The following is an 18,473-nucleotide window of genomic DNA, read 5'->3' on the forward strand; positions in this document are numbered from 1 at the left end:
ATGACGACAGAAGGTCAATCAATCAGCTTGCCGTTTTCGTCGAAGAACGGGAATGGGCCGGGATAGTCGCCGATGGGGGCGACATGGCTGACCAGCAGGCCGTCGCGCCAGCGGTGCAGCATGAAGCCCGGCGGCTCCATGCGGAAACGGCTCGGCGCGTCGTCGCGCAGGTCGAGCGCCACCTGATGCGCCGGGCTCGGGCTGGTCATCACGGCGCGGCCACCGACGCGGGCATGGATGGTGCGATGCAGGTGGCCACAGAGGATCAGTTCGATCTGGGGATGCTTGGCCACAATATCAGCGAAACCCTCGCGCCCGATCAGGCCGATATCGTCCATATGGCCGATGCCGGTCTCAAACGGCGGGTGATGCATCATCACCAGGGTCGGCCGCTGCGGCTGCTCGGCCAGTGTCTTGTCGAGCCAGGCCAGCCGCTTGGCGCAGATTTCCCCGCCGCCTTTGCCTGGAATGATGGTGTCGAGCCCGATTAGCCGCAGCGGCCAGTCCTCCACGGCATATTGCAGAAAGCCGGAAGCCGGGAAATAGCCGCCGGCCTTGAACGCCTCACGCATCGGGTCGCGCGCATCATGGTTGCCCGGCACCACGTAGAGCGGCTGCGTCAACGGCGCGATGATCTCCTGCAGATGGGCGTATTCCTCTGGCCGGCCGAGATCCACCAGGTCACCGGTCATGATGATCAGGTCCGGCTGCGGGTTCAGCTTCTGCACTTCCGCGACGCAGACCCGCAGCATGTCGGCGGTATCCACCTTCTTGTAGGCGAGCTTGCCCGGCAGCTTGATATGGGTGTCGGTGATCTGGCAGATCAGCATGGTGTGCTCTCCTACAGCGCCAGCAGGCTCTGCGGATCGATGCGCAGGCCCACCCGCTCGCCGCGCTGGAAATCGCGCCGCTGCGTCGTCTCTACCACCAAAGGCTTGTCCTCGCCCACCGCCACGAATAGCCGCGTGCGGTCGCCGAGGAAAAACGCCGCGTCGATGCTGCCTTCGAGATGCGCCTCAGTACCTTCCGCCAGATGGGTGTCCTCGGGCCGGAACATCGCCTCGGCGGCCTGCGCCGGGGCATTCGGCCAGGGCACCAGGCCGGCGGCGGCGCGGAAACCGCCTGATTCCACACGGCCCCGGATGCGGTTCATGGTGCCGATGAATTCAGCAACGAAACGCGTCGCCGGCTGGCGGTAGATGTCACGCGGGCTGCCCACTTGCGCCACCCGGCCATGGTCCATCACCACGATGCGGTCACCCAGCGCCATCGCCTCGGCCTGGTCATGGGTCACATACACCGCCGTGATGCCGAGGCGCCGCAGCAGGCTGTCGATTTCAAGGCGCAACGTGTCGCGCAGCTTGGCATCGAGCGCGGTCAGCGGTTCATCCAGCAGCAGGGCGCGCGGCTCGGCGGCCAAGGCACGCGCCAGCGCAACACGCTGGCGCTGGCCGCCGGAAAGCTGCTCGATGCGGCGGTCGGCCAGCGGCTCGATGCGCATCATGGCGAGCAGTTCGGCGACGCGCTGCTTCACGGCTGCTGGCGCGGTTTTGCGGATGCGCAGACCGTAACCGATATTCTCTGCCACGCTCATGTTGGGAAACAGCGCATAGGACTGGAACACCATGCCGACATTGCGCTTCTCGATCGGCAGCGGCGTCACGTCGGCGCCATCGAACAGCACGCCGCCGCCGGCATCGGGGCTTTCCAGCCCGGCGATGATGCGCAACGTGGTGGTCTTGCCGCAACCGGAAGGCCCGAGGAACACCACCGTCTGGCCGGCGCCGATTTCGAGGTTCAGCGGCTCCAACGCCTTGGTGCCATCGGGAAAGGTCTTGGAGCATTGCTCCAGGCGGATCGAGACGGGCTGCATCATGGTGGGTTACTCCTCATCCGCCTGAAAGCGCGGCTTGGCCGCCTGTCCCATCGCCTGCATGGCGATCAGCAGCGGCACGATCATCAGGAAAAAGACCAGGGTATAGGCACTGCCGATTTCGAGCCGCAAAGACGCATAGGCATCGGCGAGGCCGACGGGCAAAGTCTTGGTCAGTGGCGTGTGCAGCAGCCAGGTCATGTTGAATTCGCCCATGGACAGCGTCACCACCATCAGCGAGCCGGCGAGAATGCCGCCCCGGCAATTCGGCAGCACGACATGGAAGAAGCGTTGCCGGAAACTGGCGCCGAGCGAGGCGGCGCCTTCCTCGAGCGTCTTGAGGTCAATCGCCATCAGCACCACCAGCACCGAGCGCACCATGAACGGCAGCGTGAACAGCACATGGCCGACCAGGATGAAGGCCGACGAGGTGCGGAAACCGCCAGCGCCGCCATACATCACGATCAGCGCCAAGGCAGTAGCCAGGCCCGGCACCGCCACCGGCATCACCAGCAATTCCTCGATGGCGCGGCTGAAGGCATTCTGTCGTTTCGCCAGCACATAGGCGGCGGGAATGCCGAGCAGCAACGTGATCACGAGGCAGGCCAGCGACAGCGCGATGGAATGGAAAATGGTGTTGCGGTAGCCGGACCATACTTCCAGCACCCAGCGCAGCGTGAGTCCGCTGGAGAGGCCGGTCTGGTAATTCACCGTGAGGCCGGCCAGTACCGAAAGGATCACCGGCACCACCAGGAAGGCGCAGACGGTGAGCGTGAAGGCGAGCTGCAGCCAGAACAGCGGTGTGCGTTTCATCATCGCCCCCTAGCCCGCCGCCGCGACAGTGCCGCCGGCAATCTGGCGGGCGACCGCCAGCACGATCCAGGTGACGGCGCCCAAGACAAAACTCAGCGCCGCCGCCATTGCCATGTTGGCCTCCAGGGTGAACTCGGTATAGATCACCATCGGCAGCACATTGATGCGGGTGGCGAGCGTGAAGGCCGTGCCGAAAGCGCCGACGGCGGTGGCGAAACAGATTGCGCCGGCGGCTAGGAAGGCACCCTTCAGGCCGGGCACGATCACATCCAGCACCACGCGCCAGGGCGAGGCGCCGAGTGAGCGCGCCGCCTCTTCCAGCTTGGGATCGAGCTTTTCTGCCGCCGCCATCACCGTGAGAATGGTGCGCGGAATCGAGAAATAGACATAGCCCATCAACAGCCCGGCCATGGAATAGGCGAAGACCAGCTTCTCGCCGAACAGCAGCAGCGTGATATCGCCGATCAGGCCCTGGCGCCCGGCCAGCATGATCACCATGAAGCCGATCACCACGCCAGGGAAGGCCAGCGGAAAGGTCAGCATCGCCACCAGGGTGGCATTGCCGCGAAAGCGGTTGCGCTGCAGGAACACGCCGGCAATGCCGCTGATGATCAGGGTGATCGCCGTGGTGCCGGCGGCCAGCACCAGGGTGGCGATCAGGCTGTTGAAGTAATTCCTGTCGGTGAGGATCGCCGCATAGGCCATGTAGCCAAGCTTGCCGCTGCCGCCAATGAAGAAAAGCCGCGTCAGCGGCAGCAGGAAGAAGGCCAGAAAGAATACGCCCGCCGGCAACAGCAGCAGGGCAAGGATCGGGGTGTCGCGTTTATCGGTCATGCCGGTCCAGAAAAAAGGGTTGGCGGAAGGCAGCTTCCGCCAACCCGGATGATTAGTTCACTTCGTTCTTGTAGCGCTCGATGATGCTCTTCTGCGCACCGGCAAGCTGCTTCAGGTCGATCGGCTTGGCGCGGGCATAATCGGCATCGGGCAGGAACTTCGCCTTGGCGTCGGCCGAGAGATGCTCGGCGAAGACCGGGCGCAGGAAGGCATTGCCCCACATCGCCTGGCTTTCCGGCGACAGCACGAAGTCCAGCACCTTCTTGCCGTTATCGGCATTCGGGCCCTTGTTGGTCAGGCCCATGACATAGGGAAACACCACGCTGCCTTCCTTCGGGATCACGAACTGCACCGGCGCCTTGTCGGTATACTGGCCGCGATAGGCGTTGAAGTCGTAATCCAGCAGGATCGGGATTTCGCCGGAGATGACGCGGGCATAGGAAGTCTGCTTCGGCACGATCGGATCGTTCTTGGCCAGCTTCTTGTAGAAGTCGATGGCCTTGTCGAGATTGCCGTAATCGCCGCCGAGCGCCAGGTTCACCGCCATGACGCCGAGCTGGCCGACAGCGGCCGAGGTCGGGTCGAGATAGCCGACCATGCCCTTGTATTCCGGCTTCAACAGGTCAGCCCAGCTCTGCGGCACCGGCTTGCCGCGCAAAGCGGCGGTGTTCACGAACAGGCCGAGCGTGCCGGAGTGGATGGTGAACCAGTAGCCTTCCGGATCCTTCAGCGAAGCGGGGATCTTGTCCCAGCCGGCCGGCTTGTAGGGGCTCAGCACGCCGGCATCCTTGGCCGGATCGGCGGCGATGCCGCCGAGATAGGTGACATCGGCCACCGGGTTGGCCTTCTCGGCGATCAGGGCGGCGATGGCCTGGCCGGAATTCTTGTTGTCCGGCGGCACGGTGATGCCGAGCTTGGCCTGGATCGCCTTGAGCTGCGAGCCCCAGTCGGCCCATTCCGGCGGGCAGTTGTAGCAGATGGCGCGGCCTTGAGCGGCGGCATCGAGCGGCTGCAGGCCGAGCGCGGCGAGACCGAGCGCGGCGGACAGGACGAGACGCTTAAGCATGGGTGTTGTCTCCTGTTGTGAAGGGAACCTGACTGGACGTGACGACGAGGCGGCAGCCGCTCTGTTCGAGCTGGCGCGCGATGGGCTCCGGCACGGCGCGGTCGGTGAACACCACGCTGGCCTCGGTGATATGGCCGCCGCGCACCGTGGCGCCACGGCCGAATTTGGAATGATCCAGCACCAGGAAGCGGCGGCGGCAATGCGCCGCCAAAGCCTGGCGCATCGCCACTTCGTCCTGGCTGAAATCCAGCAGCGTGCCGTCTTCCGCCACGCCGCCGACGCCATAGATGCCGATATCGACGGCGAAGCGGGCGAAGAAGCCCTGCGCCTCGCCGGCGATCACGTCGCGGTCGAGGTTGCGCAACTCGCCGCCGGCGATGGTGATGTGATTCTCGGGTGCGCGCGCCAGGGCGAGCGCGGCATTCAGGTTGTTGGTCATCACCCGCAGGCCGCTGCTGGCCTCGAAGCGGTCAGCGAGGGCGATGGCGCATTGCTCCGGCGTGGTGCCGATGCCGAAGAACAGCGAGGCGCCGCCATCGGGGAAATCGGCGGCCACCTGCTCCGCCACCAGGGCGGCGATGCGGCGCTTGGCTTCCAGGTTCAGCACCTGGCGGGCCTGATAGGCGAGATTGCGGGTGCCGGCATCGAGGTCGGCCGGCGGTGCTTCCACGCCGCCATGGCGGCGGCGCAGCAGGCCACGGTCGCAGATCAGGTTGACGTCACGGCGCACGGTCTGGGGCGTCACCCCAAAACTCGCCGCCAGCGTCTCGATGGTCTGGAAACCGTCGCGCCGCACCAGGTCCACAATGGCCCGGGCGCGATCCTCCGCCTGCATTGCCACGCTCGTCGTTCCTCGTCCCATGGCTCCCGGTTGCCCCGGTGAACCCGCGCCGAATGTTCATACGAACATTGCTCGGCACTTGTTATGCGTGTTTGACGTTCACATGAAAGTTTTGTGTCATCAAGTGAAAAGAGCCTGAGTTGGCGAGGAAAATAAGAAAATCCACTATAATTCCATTATAATGGATCAATATTAGCCTTAAACGATAGAAATTGTATCTCTATAATGGATCAATATATAATCCAAAGCCATGCAGCAGCTTAACTTGCAAATCCATCACGGCAATGTCTGGCATGATATTGCCGATCTGCATTTCCTGGAGCCCGAAAAGGGCATCGCCGGGCGCTGCACGCTGTATTACGACATCGACTATATCGTCGCCCATGCGCCGGAGGTGATCCAGGGCGCGGCCAGCGTGCGCGACTACCGCGCCGCTTCGGTCGCGCTGCCGCTCACCATCGAAGCGATCCAGTTGCCCAATTGGCCGGCCTTCCTGCTCGACCTGATACCACAGGGCGAGGCACGCCGGCGCATCATGGCTGAACTCGGCTATGGCGAGGATGATGCGCGCGGCGAGTTGCCGCTGCTGCTGCGCGGCGCTGCCAATCCAATCGGGAATCTGCGTATCCGCGAGGCGGCAGAGGCGGAAGCGGAGCGGCTTGTTCGTGATCCTCCGCTGGGCCTCGATGAAGCCGATATTTTCAGCCGTAGCCCGCGCTTCACCAGTATCGCAGATACTTTCGCCTATTTCAGCGCCGGCTCCAGCGGCGTGCAGGGCGAATGGCCCAAGGCGCTGATGACGCGGCGTCGCGATAGCGGCTGGTATCCCGACGCGTTTGTTGCCCTGGATGATGCGGTCGAATGCGCCATCTTCAAATTCCTCAAGGGCAACTCCGAAAGTGATCGCCTGATCCTGGCCAGTGAAGCGCCGTATCTTGAAATCGCGCATCGTTTTGGTCTGCGCGTGGCCGTGTCTCTAGTCTGGCAGAGTAATACGCTGAAAATTCCACGTTTCGACCGCGTGGCAGGGCAGCTTTTGCGCCTGGGCCAGGAAAGCCTGGTATCGGCCTGCGGCATCGCCGCTTTCGGCCATCGCGGCCATCATGAGGATTATGTGGCAATGCTGCGCCGGGTCTGCACCGAGCCGGAAACCGAAATCGCCGAATATATCCTGCGCGATGTTCTGAACATGGCAGCGGGCAATCCGGATAACCATGGCCGCAACACGGCCTTGCAGAAGCATCTGGATGGGAGCATTGCCCTGACGCCACTATTCGACTTCAATCCGATGATCCTGGAGGAGCGCGCGATGCCGCGCAGCACGCGGTGGCGCTGCCTTGGCGGCGATGAATCCGATCCCGATTGGCGCCAGGTGATCAATGCCGTGGCACTGGATGAACAAGAAGCGCAGCGGCTGCGACGCCTGCTGGCCGGCAAGGCTGATTTCATTGCCAGCCTGCCCGATATCGCACGGGACTATGATATCGCGCCTGCGGTGATCGGGCGGGCGATGGCGCGGCATGGCGAAATCGCCGCGTCGCTACGCCGCCTGGAGATCGACTAGAGATGCCGCGAAGCAAGCAGCTCAGCAAAGCCGAACGAGATGCCTTGCGGCTGAAGCTGGCCGAGCAGGCGGCTCAGGGCGCGCTACATCTGCCTGAGACGATCAAGACCCTGCGCGCCATCATGGGCCTGAATCAGGAAGGCTTCGGCCGTCTGTTCAAGCTGACACGGCGGCAGGTGCATGAACTGGAAGCCGGCACCGCCAATCCGACGCTTGAAACATTGAATCGTCTTGGCCGGCCGTTTGGTCTCGAAGCTGGATTGGTGCCGAGGAAACGTTTCTAGTTGCCGCCCATGAAAAATGGCGCCTTGCGGGCGCCATTCTGCATCTCGGGCATTCATGTGTTTCACGCCATTGAGGCGTTTAGGATTTGGCGTTGAGCAGGCGCTGCGCGCAGGCCGAGGCGACACCCTGCGCTGCCGCGTCGCGGCCGGGCATGATGGCGTATTTCTCCGCCAGTTCGCCGCGCTGGCGCCATTCCAGACCGGCGGCGTTCGGCTCTGCGGCCTGGGCCAGGGCAGAGCAGACCATGGCCTGTTGTTCAACACCACTGGCCTGGATGCGCTGTTCGGATGTGCTGCGTGTCACCTGCCAGCCCATGTAATTGGAGATCAGCGGACCGGCGATCAGGCCGACCACCAATGCCAGGGCGATGAGCTTGTTGTTGTTCCAGGTTTCCTGTGCACGGTCTTGCCAGGAGAGCGGTTGATGCGGAAGGGCAGTCATGATGGACCTCCACCGCCGGGTGGCGGTTCGATAGAGAAAGGGATGGATTTGGGCCGCGGTTCCGAAGAAGCCGCGTCTCAAATCCGCGATACGGCCGGCGTCGCGCTGCCGGCTGCCATTACTGAACTCAAGGCAACATCAGTGCGCGGAAAGCGCCGACCGCACCGTCGCCAGCTACCATGGGGCAGCGGCGAAAACGAGGATGGGCCGGCGTCGGTTTCCCAATCGCCGACCCCGTCCCCGCCCGGTTACTGCTTGGCGGTCGAGTTGCCGCCATGCTTCGCCGGGGTAGGCAGAACGCCAGTGGCAATCTTCACGTCTGGCTGCGCCTTACTGGCGGCCTTATCGGCGGCGACGCCATCGGCGACCCGCTTGTCGAGTTTGGAAAGAACATTCGGTTTATTGGAATGAGTCTTATTTTGCGAATTTGTCAAAGTATTCACGCTTTCTATTGGCAGGTATATGCCAGAAGCACATCTTATATGTTATTTAAAATATAGCGAGCTAATAAATAAAAAATAGAAAACAGGCATTGATATTATTGCAGAATACTAGGGGAAGCTGTTGGTATTGTTTAAAATTTAATATTAACGCGCAGTAATTATTTAGTCATTTCTTTGACTGATTCAGAGTATTTGGAAGAATTACAGGTAGCCACCGGTTGTTTTCTGCTCTGGCTGCTGCCTTGCGGCTGCGACCGCATCACGTGCCACAAGCCCAGGTACGAATGACCCAGGCACGAATGACCCGGGCGCCGATGGCCAGGACGATGGCGCGCCCCTCGGATAAGCAGATTAAGACTTCGGCAGGCGCTGGCGGCTTACCGCCCGCGTTCCTTGCGCCAGGCTTCGAAGTCGATCTTGGTCTGCGGGTTGGTGGCGGGATAGAGGCCACGGATCGAGCGGCCCTGCTTCTGCACCATCTCGGTGACGAAATCCTCGAACGCGGTCATCTCGACGGCCTCCACGGCGATCTCGTCGGCGATGCCTTGCGGAATCACCATCACGCCGTCGGCATCGCCGACGATCACGTCGCCCGGAAATACCGGCGCATCGCCGCAGCCAATCGGCACGTTGATGTCGATGGCCTGGTGCAGGGTGAGATTGGTCGGCGCCGAGGGCCGGCTGTGGAAGGCCGGGATGCTGAGCCGCGCGATCTCGGCGGAATCGCGGAAGCCGCCATCGGTGACAACGCCGGCCACGCCGCGCACCATCAGGCGCGAAATCAGGATGCCGCCGGCCGAAGCGGCACGGGCATCCTTGCGGCTGTCCATCACCAGCACGGCGCCGGGCGGGCAGATTTCCACCGCCTTGCGCTGCGGATGCTCCGGGTCCTGGAACACGGTGATCGGGTTTAGGTCCTCGCGCGCCGGCATGTAGCGGAGCGTGAAAGCCTCCCCCACCATGGTCGGCAGGCCGGGATTGAGCGCATGCACATCCTGGATGAACTGGTTGCGCAGGCCGCGCTTGTAGAGCGCGGTGGCCAGCGTCGGCGTGCTCACGGTCTTGAGGCGGGCGCGGGTTTCTTCCTTCAGCGTGCTCATGAAGCGATTCCTGTGTTTTTCAAGAGAGCGTGGCGCCCTGGGTGTTGACGTAAAGCGCATAGACCGACTGGCTGGCGGCCATGAACAGCCGGTTGCGTGCCGCACCACCAAAGCAGAGATTGGCGCAGCGTTCCGGCAAAGCGATGCGGCCGATAGCCTTGCCCGCCGGATTGAACACCATCACGCCATCGAGGCTGTCATGCCCCATGCCCCAGCCGCACCACAGATTGCCATCCACGTCGCAGCGGATGCCATCCGAGGTGCCGGGGCCGCAATCAATATGCACGCGGCTGTTGGCCAGCGTCTTGCCGTCCTGGCTCACGTCATAGGCGCGGATCAGGCGGTTCGGCGTGGCGCGCGAATCCACCACATAGAGAATGCTTTCATCGGGCGAGAAGCAGAGCCCGTTCGGGCCGACGCAATCCTCGGCGACGACGGTGAGGTCACCGCTCACCGGATCGAGGCGGTAGAGCCATTGCGGCAATTCGGCCTCGGCCTTGTAGCCTTCGTAATTGCCGCCGATGCCGAACGAGGGATCGCTGAACCAGACGCTGCCATCGGATTTCACCACCACGTCGTTGGGTGAATTCAGCCGCTTGCCCTGGTAGCCGTCGGCGAGAACCGTAAGGCTGCCGTCATACTCGGTGCGCGTCACCCGCCGCCCGCCATGCTCGCAGGTGACCAGCCGGCCGGCGCGGTCGCGGGTATTGCCATTGGCATAGTTGGAGGGCTTGCGAAACGGCGTCACCTGGCCCGTGGCTTCGTCCCAGCGCAAAATCTGGTTGTTCGGGATGTCGCTCCACAGCAGGCAGCGCAGGTCGCCGAACCAGACCGGCCCCTCGCACCAGCGATGCCCTGTGCTCAGGCGCTCCACGGCGGCGAGATTGATGCGGTATTTGGTGAAGCTGTCATCCAGGGTCTGGATGGCGGGATCGGGATAGCGGCTGGCGGGAATCCACATGATGCGTTCCTGGCTAGAAGATATCCGGCTCGGGCACCGGCGCACCGAAGCCGGTTTCGAGGAAATCGAAATCGCAGCCTTCGTTGGCCTGTTTGATATGGCGGCTGAACATCCAGCCATAGCCGCGCTCGTAGCGTGGCGGCGGCGGCACCCAGGCCGCCTTGCGCCGCGCCAGTTCTTCATCGCTCACGTCCAGGCGGATACTGCGCTTGTCCACATCGAGCGAGATTATGTCGCCGGTGCGCACCAGGGCCAGCGGCCCGCCGATATAGGATTCCGGCGCCACATGCAGGATGCAGGCGCCATAAGAGGTGCCGCTCATGCGCGCGTCGGAAATCCGCACCATGTCGCGCACGCCCTGCTTCACCAGTTTCTTCGGGATTGGCAGCATGCCCCATTCCGGCATGCCGGGGCCACCCAGCGGCCCGGCATTGCGCAGGATCAGGATGTGATCCTCGGTCACCTCCAGGCTTTCATCGTCGATGGCTTTTTTCATCGACGGGTAATCGTCGAACACCAGGGCCGGGCCGCTATGCTTGAGGAATTTCTGCGCGCAGGCGGAGGGCTTGATGACACAGCCATCGGGCGCCAGATTGCCCTTCAGCACCGCCAGCGCGCCTTCCTTGTAGAGCGGATCCTCGGTGCTGCGGATCACGTCCTCGAGATGCACCTTGGCGCCGGCGATATTCTCGGCCACGCTCTTGCCAGTGACGGTGATGGCATCGAGCTTGAGATGCTCCGGGATGCGCGTCATCAGCGCCGGCAGGCCGCCGGCATAGAAGAAATCCTCCATCAGATACTTCTCGCCCGATGGCCGGATATTGGCGATCACCGGCACCTGGCGCGAGGCTTTCTCGAAATCCTCCAGGCCAATATCGGCACCCGCTCTGCGCGCCATGGCGATCAGGTGGATGATGGCATTGGTGGAGCAGCCCATTGCCATGGCGACCGCAATGGCATTCTCGTAAGCCGCGCGGGTCTGGATCTTCTTCGGGGTGAGGTCTTCCCACACCATCTCGACGATGCGGCGGCCGCTATCGGAACACATGCGGATATGGCCGGAATCGGCGGCCGGAATCGAGGAGGCACCGGGCAGGGTCATGCCGATGCTTTCGGCAATCGCCATCATGGTGGCCGCCGTGCCCATGGTCATGCAGGTGCCGTAGGAGCGCGCGATGCCGGCCTCGATGGAATTCCAGTCGGCATCCGAGATATTGCCGGCGCGGCGCTCGTCCCAGTATTTCCAGGCGTCCGAGCCGGAGCCGAGCACCTTGCCCTGCCAGTTGCCGCGCAGCATCGGCCCGGCCGGCACATAGATGAAGGGCAGCCCGGCGGAGGTGGCGCCCATCAGCAGGCCCGGCGTCGACTTGTCGCAGCCGCCGAGCAGTACGGCGCCATCGACGGGATGGCTGCGGATCAGTTCCTCGGTCTCCATCGCCAGCATGTTGCGATAGAGCATGGTGGTGGGCTTGACGAAATTCTCCGACACCGAAATCGCCGGCAATTCGATCGGCAGGCCGCCGGCCATCAGGATGCCGCGCTTCACGTCTTCGACGCGGTGCTTGAAATGGGCGTGGCAGGGATTGATGTCGGACCAGGTGTTGACAATGGCGATCAGCGGCTTGCCCTGCCATTCGGTGGGCGCGTAGCCCATCTGCAGGATGCGCGAACGATGCCCGAAGCTGCGCAGGTCATCAGGCGCGAACCAGCGGGCGGAACGGAGCTGATCGGGAGTCTTGCGGGTCATGCGCGGCACTCGGCTGGAAAAGAAAAAAAGCGGGGCGGACGACACCGCCCGCCCCGCCTGGGATGCGTGCTTATTCCGGCTTGATGTTGCCGGTATCGATCACGGTTTTCCAGCGCGCGATCTCGGCCTTGAGGAAGGTCTCGAACTCTGCCGGGCTATTCGCCACCACGTCGAAGCCGACATCATTGAACTTCTGCTTCACATCCGGGGCATTCAGCGCCTTGGTCATGGTGTCGGAGAGGGTCTTGCGCACATCCGCCGGCAGGCCCTTCGGGGCTGCGGCTGCCTGCCAGGAATACACTTCCACTTCCTTCACCCCGGCTTCCGCCATGGTCGGCACGCTGTCCGGCAGGGCCGCGTTGCGCTTGTCGGCGGTGACGGCCAGGGCCTTCAGCTTGCCGGCCTTCACATGCTGGGCGATGGCGCCGAGATTCTGGAACGACACATCGGCATGGCCGCCGATCAGGTCGGAAATGGCCGGCCCGCCGCCCTTGTAGGGCACATGCACACCAAGCGTACCGGTCTTCTGCATGAACAGGGCGGCGGTCAAATGGTCCGACGAGCCGGTGCCCGAGGAGGCGAACGACACCTTGTCCGGGTTCTTTTTCATATGGGCGATCAGCTCGGCCACATTGTTGGCCGGGAAATTCGGGTTGGCGACCAGCACATTCGGGGTGCGCACGGCGATGGTCAGCAGGTCGAAATCGGCTAGCGGATCGTAGCGCAGGTCCTTGAACAGCGCCGGGTTGATGGCGAACACGCCGATCGAGCCGACCAGCAGGGTGTAGCCGTCCGGCTTGGCCTGCTTCAGCAGCCCGGCACCCAGCGAGCCATTGGCGCCGCCGCGATTGTCGATGATGTGCTGCTGGCCGAGCAATTCGGTCATCTTGGCGGTGAGGTGGCGCGCGGTCTGGTCCGAGGCGCCGCCCGGCGGGAAGGGCACGATCACCGTGACGGTGCGGTCCGGGTAGCCGGCGGCCCAGGCAGACCCCAAGCCGGGCCCCCATGCGGTGACGGTGGCGGCAGTGGCGATGGCAGCCACGGCAAGGCCGCGGCGGGTGATGCCGAACATTGGGCGGTTCCTCCAGGTTATATAGACGCCAGTTTTTATCTGGTCGGGCACAAGTAAAGCACTAATGCATTAGTGCGTCAAACCTGATATGACGGGGGCAGCATGCTACAGCTGGCATGTTATACAGAGGGACAAGCCAGCGTCCCGCCCCGGATTCCATCAGCCCGAAACCCCGGTTCCTTCAGCCCGAAACCAATGAGCAGCCCGGCCCCCTCCCCGATCAGTTTCGCGCCGCTCCGCGACCGCACCCGCCATGCGGCGCCGCAGGTCTTCGACCTGCTGCGGGAGAAGATCCTGGAACTCGACCTGCTGCCCGGCACGGTGCTGTCGCGGTCGGAACTGCAGCAGCAATTCGGCCTGTCCTCGACGCCGATCCGCGATGCGCTGCTGCGGCTGCAGGAAGAGGATCTGGTCGATATCTTCCCGCAGCATGCCACACGGGTCAGCCGCATCGATATCGGCCATGCCCGCCAGGCAGCTTTCCTGCGCCGCGCCATCGAGGTGGAAGTGGCGCATAGCCTGGCCGAGACCCCTGATGCGGCCCTGGTGGCGGGGCTGCGCGACATGCTGCGCCAGCAGCAGCAGGTGGCGGATAGCGGCGACCTGGTGCGCTTCAACCAGCTCGACCGCGCCATGCACCGCATGATGTATGACGCCGCCGGAATTCCCGATCTGTGGCAGGTGGTGCAGCGGCGCAACGGCCATATCCAGCGCCTGCGCAACCTGCATCTGCCGCTCGCCGGCAAGGTGCAGCAGACCATCCGCGATCATACCGCCATCGTCGACGCCATTGCCGCCGGCGATGCCCCTGCGGCGGCCGAGGAAGCGCGCATTCATCTCTCGCGGTCGCTTTCCATCATTGATGAAATTCGGGCAAAATACCCCGCCGACTATTTCCGCGACTGAAGCGCCCGCCCCCCAAACAGAGTTTGCCATGAGCCATCACCAGCATTTCTCCGCCAGCTACAAACTGGCGCGGGCCAAGTTCCTTGCCGCCGCCCAGGCTGCGAATGCCGCGATTGAAAGCCTGCCGCATCCGCTGAAGGGCTATGAAGGCGAGGATCTCGCCGCCGATATCGCCTGGATCGGGCCGCGCGATGCGCAGAATGTGCTGGTCACGGTCAGCGGCACCCATGGCATCGAGGGCTATTACGGCTCCGGCATCCAGGTCGGCTGGCTCAACGAGGGCCATTACAAGAATCTGCCGGCCAACACCGCGCTGCTGCTGCTCCATGGCTCCAATCCCTATGGCTTCTCCTGGGGCCGGCGGGTGAATGAAGACAACATGGACATCAACCGCAACTTCATCGCCTTCGAACGCGGCGCGGTGCCGCCGAAGAATCCGGCCTATGCCGAAGTGCATCCCTGGCTGGTGCCTGAGCAATGGAACGATGCCGCGATTGCCGAAGTGCAGGCGCAGCTCAAAAGCTATTACGAGCGTGTCGGGGCGAAGGCGGCGAATGCGGCGATTGTCGGCGGCCAGCACAGCCATGCCGATGGCATCTTCTATGGTGGCACCGGGCCCTGCTGGTCGCACCGCATGATCCAGGATGTCTGCGCGCGGTATCTCAAAAATGCCAAGCGCATCGCGGTGATCGATTTCCATACCGGGCTCGGGCCGTTCGGCTATTCCGAACTGATCTGCCGCCATGCGCCGGGCTCGGAACCGCTGCAACTGGCGCGCGCCTGGTGGGGCGATGCCGTCACCTCGCCGGAAATGGGCCAGTCGGATTCGCCGATCATCGAAGGCAACCTGCGCATGGGCATCGCGCGCTTCTGCGAGCCGGCGGTGACGGTGGCGGTGAATATCGAAGTCGGCACGCTGCCCTCCGAGCAGGTGCGGCTCTCGGTGATCGCCGATAACTGGCTGCATCTCAAGGGCGAGGTGTTCTCGGCGCAGGGCCAGGCGATCAAGCGCCAGATCCGCGCCGCCTTCTACCCGGAAAATCCGGCCTGGGCCGATATCTGCTATCCGCGCGCCGTCGAAATCCAGCGCCAGGCACTCGCGGGGCTGACGGGTTAAATCATCACTCAGCCATTCTGGCGCGGCGGTGTGGCGGTGCCGCTGCGGCGGTCCTCGCGGGCTTGCGGCACCGGGTCGTAGCGCTGCATCAGGCGGTCATAATCGCCGCTGGCACGGAAGCTGGCGAGCGCGCGGTTGAAATCGTCGCAAAGTGCTGCATCGGCGAAAGCGACGCGGTAGGGATTGGGCGGGAACAGGCGATGCTCGCGCACGGGCCGCCGTGTATCGACGGCGCTGTCGGGTGCGGCGATCAGGGTGCGGAAAATCCGCCGCTCGCCGAGGATGACATCGGCGCGTTCCGAGAACAGCGCGCGGACCTGCAGCATCTGGTTCGCCACTTCCGCATACTCGGTGCGTGCGCCGGCAATCGCCTCCTCGATACCGGGCAGCAGGCTGCGCGCATTCTGGAAGGCCAGCAGGCGCAGGCCGCGCAGATCGGTCACCGTGTTGACCGCCACATCGCGCTCGGCCAGCGACAGTCCGATATTCTCATAGACCAGTACCACGTCGCTGAGGCAGCCGGGCAGGTTCATTGCCGCCGCTGCCGGCGTGAAGGCCGGCAAGGCGCCACGGCGGAAATCCTCCGCCAGCCGCGCCAGTGGCAGCACGCGCGGTTGCAGGCCGCGACCGGCGCGCTGCAGCACGTCGCGCACCAGGTCATGTTCCAGACCGGATAGTTGGCCATCGCTGCCCTGTATCACATAGGGTGCGACGAGGCGGAAACCGACGGTGATCTCGGCGGCGCGGGCCTTGATGCCGGCAGCAAAGCCGATGAGCAAGGCGAGAGACAAAACCAGTGCACGGCGCAACGCCTGCGCCATTCTTCCCGGCCATGACTGCCGTTGCCTTCCCATGAGTCCAACTATAGGCTTATACCGTGATGCCGCAAGGTATCGCCTTTCGGTTTACCGCATGCTCGCGTGAAGATGCCCAGCCATTGTGAATTTCCCGCTCCATGACACCGTTCGGTGCCCGCATGCGGCAGTTGCGCCAGGCGCGCGGCCTGACGCTGAAGCAGATGGCGGCTGATCTCGATGTGTCGGCGGCTTATCTCTCGGCGCTGGAGCATGGCCATCGCGGCCGGCCGAGCTGGCTGTTCATCCAGCGTGTCTGCGGCTATTTCAACATCATCTGGGATGAGGCGGAGGCGCTGGCCGATCTTGCGAAACGCTCGCATCCGCGTATCACCATCGACACGTCCGGTCTAAGCCCGCGCGCCACTTTGCTCGCCAACGAACTCTCGGCGCGCATCGCCGGCTTAAGCGATGCCAAGCTGCGGCAATTGCTGAAGCTGCTGCGCGAGGACTAGCGATTACTTGCTGGTTGGCGGGCGTGGCTGCGCCAGATGCATGCCGTTATCCACTTCCAGGATCTGGCCGGTGATATTGGTGGCATTGAGCAGGAACATCAGGATCGCATCGGCGATGTCGTCCGGCGTGTTGGTGCTGCCCAGCGCGGCATAGCTCCGCCAGTTGGCGCGCGCCGCCTCATAGGCCGCCTCGCCCATACCGTTCTTCAGCCATTCGCCTTCGATGAAGCCGGGGCAGATGGTGTTGACGCGCACTTCCGGCCCGAACACGCGGGCGAGGCTCAGCGTCAGGGTGTTCAGCGCGCCCTTGGAGGCGGCATAGGCGATGGAGGAGCCGGTGCCGTGCAGGCCGGCCACCGACGACACATTGACGATGGCGCCGCGGGCCGCGCGCAAGGCGGCTTCAGCGGCGCGCGCCATCTGGAACGGCCCGATGGTGTTCACGGCATAGATGGCTTGGAAATCCTCAGCCGAAAGGCCGGCGAGATTGCGGTGCGCCATGAATTTGGTGGTGCCGGCATTGTTCACCAGGTAGTCGATGCGGCCGAAGGCTTTCAGGGTTTCGTCCGCCAGGCGGCGGCAATCGCCGTCATCGGCCACGTTGCCCTGCACCAGCAGGGCCTTGCCGCCGAGCTTCTCGCATGCGGCGGCCACGGCCTCGGCCGGGGCGCGGCTCTTGGAGTAATTCACCACGACGCTGGCGCCCTTGGCCGCCAGCTTCTTCACCGTAGCGGCGCCGACACCCGCCGACGAACCCGTTACCAGGGCGACCTTGCCCGTCAACTCAGCCATCCTTTTCCTCCTGCTTTCTTCTTATGCCAGTGCCACGCTATGGCGGGCCACTCTATGTCGGGGCGAGGGCAACGCGGTTGCGGCCCTGCTGCTTGGCGGCATACAGCGCCATGTCGGCGCGGCGGGTGATCTCGTCCGGCGTTTCCTGCTGCTGCGCCTCGGCAATGCCGAAACTGGCGGTGACCGGAATGGCGACGCCACCTTCGATGATTTCGGCGCGTTCGATGGCGGCGCGCAGTTTTTCCGCCAGCATCAGTGCGCCCTGGCTGCCGGTATTGGGCAGCAGCACGCCGAATTCCTCGCCACCCAGCCGCGCCACCAGATCGGTCGAGCGGCAGCTTGCCCGCGCCGCCGCCGCCACTTCCACCAGCACGCGGTCGCCGGCAGCATGGCCGTGGCCATCGTTGATACGTTTGAAATGGTCGATATCGAACACCACCAGCGACAGCGGCAGGCCGGTGCGGCCGCCCAGCGCATGGAAATGCGCGAACTGCTCCATGAAGCGGCGGCGGTTATACAGCCGGGTCAGGGCGTCGATGGTGGCCAGGGAATAGAGTTCGTTCATATAGCCGCTGATGCGCCGCACCAGCGGGCGGAACACGAATACCGCCTCGGCAATCAGCGCCAGCACGATGGCGACCAGCAGCGCGATCTGCACATTGCGCAACTGCCGCACCGTCTCGCGCGTTTCGGCCTCATGCCGTGCCACGATGTCGTTCAACTGCTCCAGCAGCCGCCCGGTGGCGAGTTTTGTCAGGCGCTGCAGGGCGGCTTCGATTTCGGCATCATTGCGCAGGCTGGCCGCCACCAGCCGGGCATCGGCCAGGAAGGCCTGGATGGTGACGTTGGCGCCGCGTGGTCCCTCATAAAGTGCCGCCACGGCGCGCGACGGCCGGTTCACGATGCCAAGCTCCACATCGCCCTGCAGCAGGCCGCGATGCGAGCGCTCGAACAGCGCCATTGCCTCCTGCAGCAGCGTGCGCGCCTCGCCGTCGTCGTGCAGCACCATGGTATTGGCGGCCAGCGCGATGCGTTGCGACAGCATGCGCTGGCGCCCGGCGATATTGATGATGGTGGCGGCATCGTTCTGCTTGGCGATCACGCTGTCGAGCAGCAGATGCAGGCAGAAGGCCAGTAGTGCGATGAAAGCCAGGCCGACGACATAGGAAAAGGTGATGCGCCGTGCCATGCCCTCTTCGGGCGAGCCCCCGCCGAGCCCGCCGGCGGCGGTATTTGGCAGACTGTCGAAGCCCTTGCGCGGCATGGCCCTACTAGACCCCGGCTGCGCGGCGCATGCAAGTCACCGGAA

The 18,473-nt window shown here is 63.9% G+C and carries 20 protein-coding genes; 5 read left to right on the forward strand and 15 right to left on the reverse strand.

What is annotated here, in order from left to right; genetic code table 11:
- Positions 1–14: 14 nt before the first annotated feature.
- The 6 genes from V6B08_RS03315 to V6B08_RS03340 are packed head-to-tail and all read right to left on the reverse strand — an operon-like array spanning position 15 to position 5,421.
- Positions 15–830, reverse strand: coding sequence for a phosphodiesterase (locus tag V6B08_RS03315; protein WP_341978084.1), 816 nt, complete (start codon positions 828–830; stop codon positions 15–17).
- Positions 831–841: 11 nt separating this feature from the next.
- Positions 842–1,876 carry an ABC transporter ATP-binding protein gene (locus V6B08_RS03320; protein ID WP_341978086.1) on the reverse strand — a complete coding sequence of 345 codons (1,035 nt, stop codon included), beginning with the start codon at positions 1,874–1,876 and terminating at the stop codon, positions 842–844.
- Between the two features lie 6 nt (positions 1,877–1,882).
- A complete protein-coding gene (locus V6B08_RS03325) occupies positions 1,883–2,686 on the reverse strand; it encodes an ABC transporter permease (protein WP_341978087.1) in 804 nt (267 codons plus the stop codon).
- Positions 2,687–2,695: 9 nt separating this feature from the next.
- Complete coding sequence (locus V6B08_RS03330) at positions 2,696–3,520, reverse strand: ABC transporter permease (protein ID WP_341978089.1); 825 nt, start codon at positions 3,518–3,520, stop codon at positions 2,696–2,698.
- A 52-nt stretch (positions 3,521–3,572) separates the two neighbouring features.
- Positions 3,573–4,586 (reverse strand): extracellular solute-binding protein, encoded by a 1,014-nt coding sequence (locus tag V6B08_RS03335; protein WP_341978091.1) that lies wholly within the window; start codon positions 4,584–4,586, stop codon positions 3,573–3,575.
- Positions 4,579–5,421, reverse strand: a complete 843-nt coding sequence (locus V6B08_RS03340) for a DeoR/GlpR family DNA-binding transcription regulator (protein ID WP_341981573.1) — start codon at positions 5,419–5,421, stop codon at positions 4,579–4,581. The genes V6B08_RS03335 and V6B08_RS03340 overlap by 8 nt, the downstream gene beginning before the upstream one ends.
- A gap of 256 nt (positions 5,422–5,677) precedes the next feature.
- Between V6B08_RS03340 and V6B08_RS03345 the strand changes: the two genes are divergently transcribed.
- Together V6B08_RS03345 and V6B08_RS03350 are read left to right on the forward strand one after the other, a co-directional pair.
- Positions 5,678–6,991 (forward strand): type II toxin-antitoxin system HipA family toxin, encoded by a 1,314-nt coding sequence (locus tag V6B08_RS03345; RefSeq protein WP_341978093.1) that lies wholly within the window; start codon positions 5,678–5,680, stop codon positions 6,989–6,991.
- A gap of 2 nt (positions 6,992–6,993) precedes the next feature.
- A complete protein-coding gene (locus V6B08_RS03350; RefSeq protein WP_341978094.1) occupies positions 6,994–7,275 on the forward strand; it encodes a helix-turn-helix transcriptional regulator in 282 nt (93 codons plus the stop codon).
- 79 nt (positions 7,276–7,354) lie between these two features.
- Here V6B08_RS03350 and V6B08_RS03355 read toward each other — a convergent pair whose 3' ends face one another.
- The 6 genes from V6B08_RS03355 to V6B08_RS03380 all read right to left on the reverse strand — a co-directional run bounded on the left by V6B08_RS03355 (position 7,355) and on the right by V6B08_RS03380 (position 13,040).
- The gene (locus tag V6B08_RS03355) at positions 7,355–7,717 is read right to left on the reverse strand and encodes a hypothetical protein (RefSeq protein ID WP_341978097.1); all 363 of its coding nucleotides are present in this window, start codon (positions 7,715–7,717) and stop codon (positions 7,355–7,357) included.
- 248 nt (positions 7,718–7,965) lie between these two features.
- Positions 7,966–8,160, reverse strand: a complete 195-nt coding sequence (locus V6B08_RS03360; RefSeq protein ID WP_341978098.1) for a hypothetical protein — start codon at positions 8,158–8,160, stop codon at positions 7,966–7,968.
- Between the two features lie 377 nt (positions 8,161–8,537).
- Positions 8,538–9,260, reverse strand: coding sequence for a ribonuclease activity regulator RraA (locus tag V6B08_RS03365; protein ID WP_341978100.1), 723 nt, complete (start codon positions 9,258–9,260; stop codon positions 8,538–8,540).
- A gap of 19 nt (positions 9,261–9,279) precedes the next feature.
- Entirely contained in the window at positions 9,280–10,221 is a 942-nt protein-coding gene (locus V6B08_RS03370) for an SMP-30/gluconolactonase/LRE family protein (RefSeq protein WP_341978102.1), read from the reverse strand.
- A 13-nt stretch (positions 10,222–10,234) separates the two neighbouring features.
- A complete protein-coding gene (araD, locus tag V6B08_RS03375) occupies positions 10,235–11,968 on the reverse strand; it encodes an L-arabinonate dehydratase (RefSeq protein ID WP_341978104.1) in 1,734 nt (577 codons plus the stop codon).
- A gap of 70 nt (positions 11,969–12,038) precedes the next feature.
- Positions 12,039–13,040: a Bug family tripartite tricarboxylate transporter substrate binding protein gene (locus V6B08_RS03380; protein ID WP_341978106.1), complete on the reverse strand. Its 1,002-nt coding sequence runs from the start codon at positions 13,038–13,040 to the stop codon at positions 12,039–12,041.
- A gap of 195 nt (positions 13,041–13,235) precedes the next feature.
- Between V6B08_RS03380 and V6B08_RS03385 the strand changes: the two genes are divergently transcribed.
- Both V6B08_RS03385 and V6B08_RS03390 read left to right on the forward strand, forming a co-directional pair.
- Entirely contained in the window at positions 13,236–13,946 is a 711-nt protein-coding gene (locus V6B08_RS03385; RefSeq protein ID WP_341978108.1) for a GntR family transcriptional regulator, read from the forward strand.
- Positions 13,947–13,974: 28 nt separating this feature from the next.
- The gene (locus V6B08_RS03390; protein WP_341978110.1) at positions 13,975–15,063 is read left to right on the forward strand and encodes a M14 family metallopeptidase; all 1,089 of its coding nucleotides are present in this window, start codon (positions 13,975–13,977) and stop codon (positions 15,061–15,063) included.
- Positions 15,064–15,071: 8 nt separating this feature from the next.
- Here the strand turns inward: V6B08_RS03390 and V6B08_RS03395 are convergent, their stop codons facing one another.
- On the reverse strand, positions 15,072–15,884 hold the full coding sequence (locus V6B08_RS03395; protein WP_341978112.1) for a substrate-binding periplasmic protein: 813 nt from the start codon (positions 15,882–15,884) through the stop codon (positions 15,072–15,074).
- A 134-nt stretch (positions 15,885–16,018) separates the two neighbouring features.
- Here V6B08_RS03395 and V6B08_RS03400 point away from each other — a divergent pair, with 134 nt between their 5' ends.
- Positions 16,019–16,372, forward strand: a complete 354-nt coding sequence (locus V6B08_RS03400; RefSeq protein ID WP_341978114.1) for a helix-turn-helix domain-containing protein — start codon at positions 16,019–16,021, stop codon at positions 16,370–16,372.
- Positions 16,373–16,375: 3 nt separating this feature from the next.
- On the opposite strand, the gene V6B08_RS03405 is transcribed toward V6B08_RS03400, so the two are convergent.
- Together V6B08_RS03405 and V6B08_RS03410 are read right to left on the reverse strand one after the other, a co-directional pair.
- Positions 16,376–17,164 (reverse strand): SDR family NAD(P)-dependent oxidoreductase, encoded by a 789-nt coding sequence (locus V6B08_RS03405; protein WP_341978116.1) that lies wholly within the window; start codon positions 17,162–17,164, stop codon positions 16,376–16,378.
- Between the two features lie 52 nt (positions 17,165–17,216).
- Positions 17,217–18,428, reverse strand: coding sequence for a diguanylate cyclase (locus V6B08_RS03410; protein ID WP_341978118.1), 1,212 nt, complete (start codon positions 18,426–18,428; stop codon positions 17,217–17,219).
- Positions 18,429–18,473 lie beyond the last annotated feature (45 nt).

Source organism: Ferrovibrio sp. MS7 (assembly GCF_038404985.1).
In the GTDB taxonomy this organism is placed as follows: domain Bacteria; phylum Pseudomonadota; class Alphaproteobacteria; order Ferrovibrionales; family Ferrovibrionaceae; genus Ferrovibrio; species Ferrovibrio plantarum.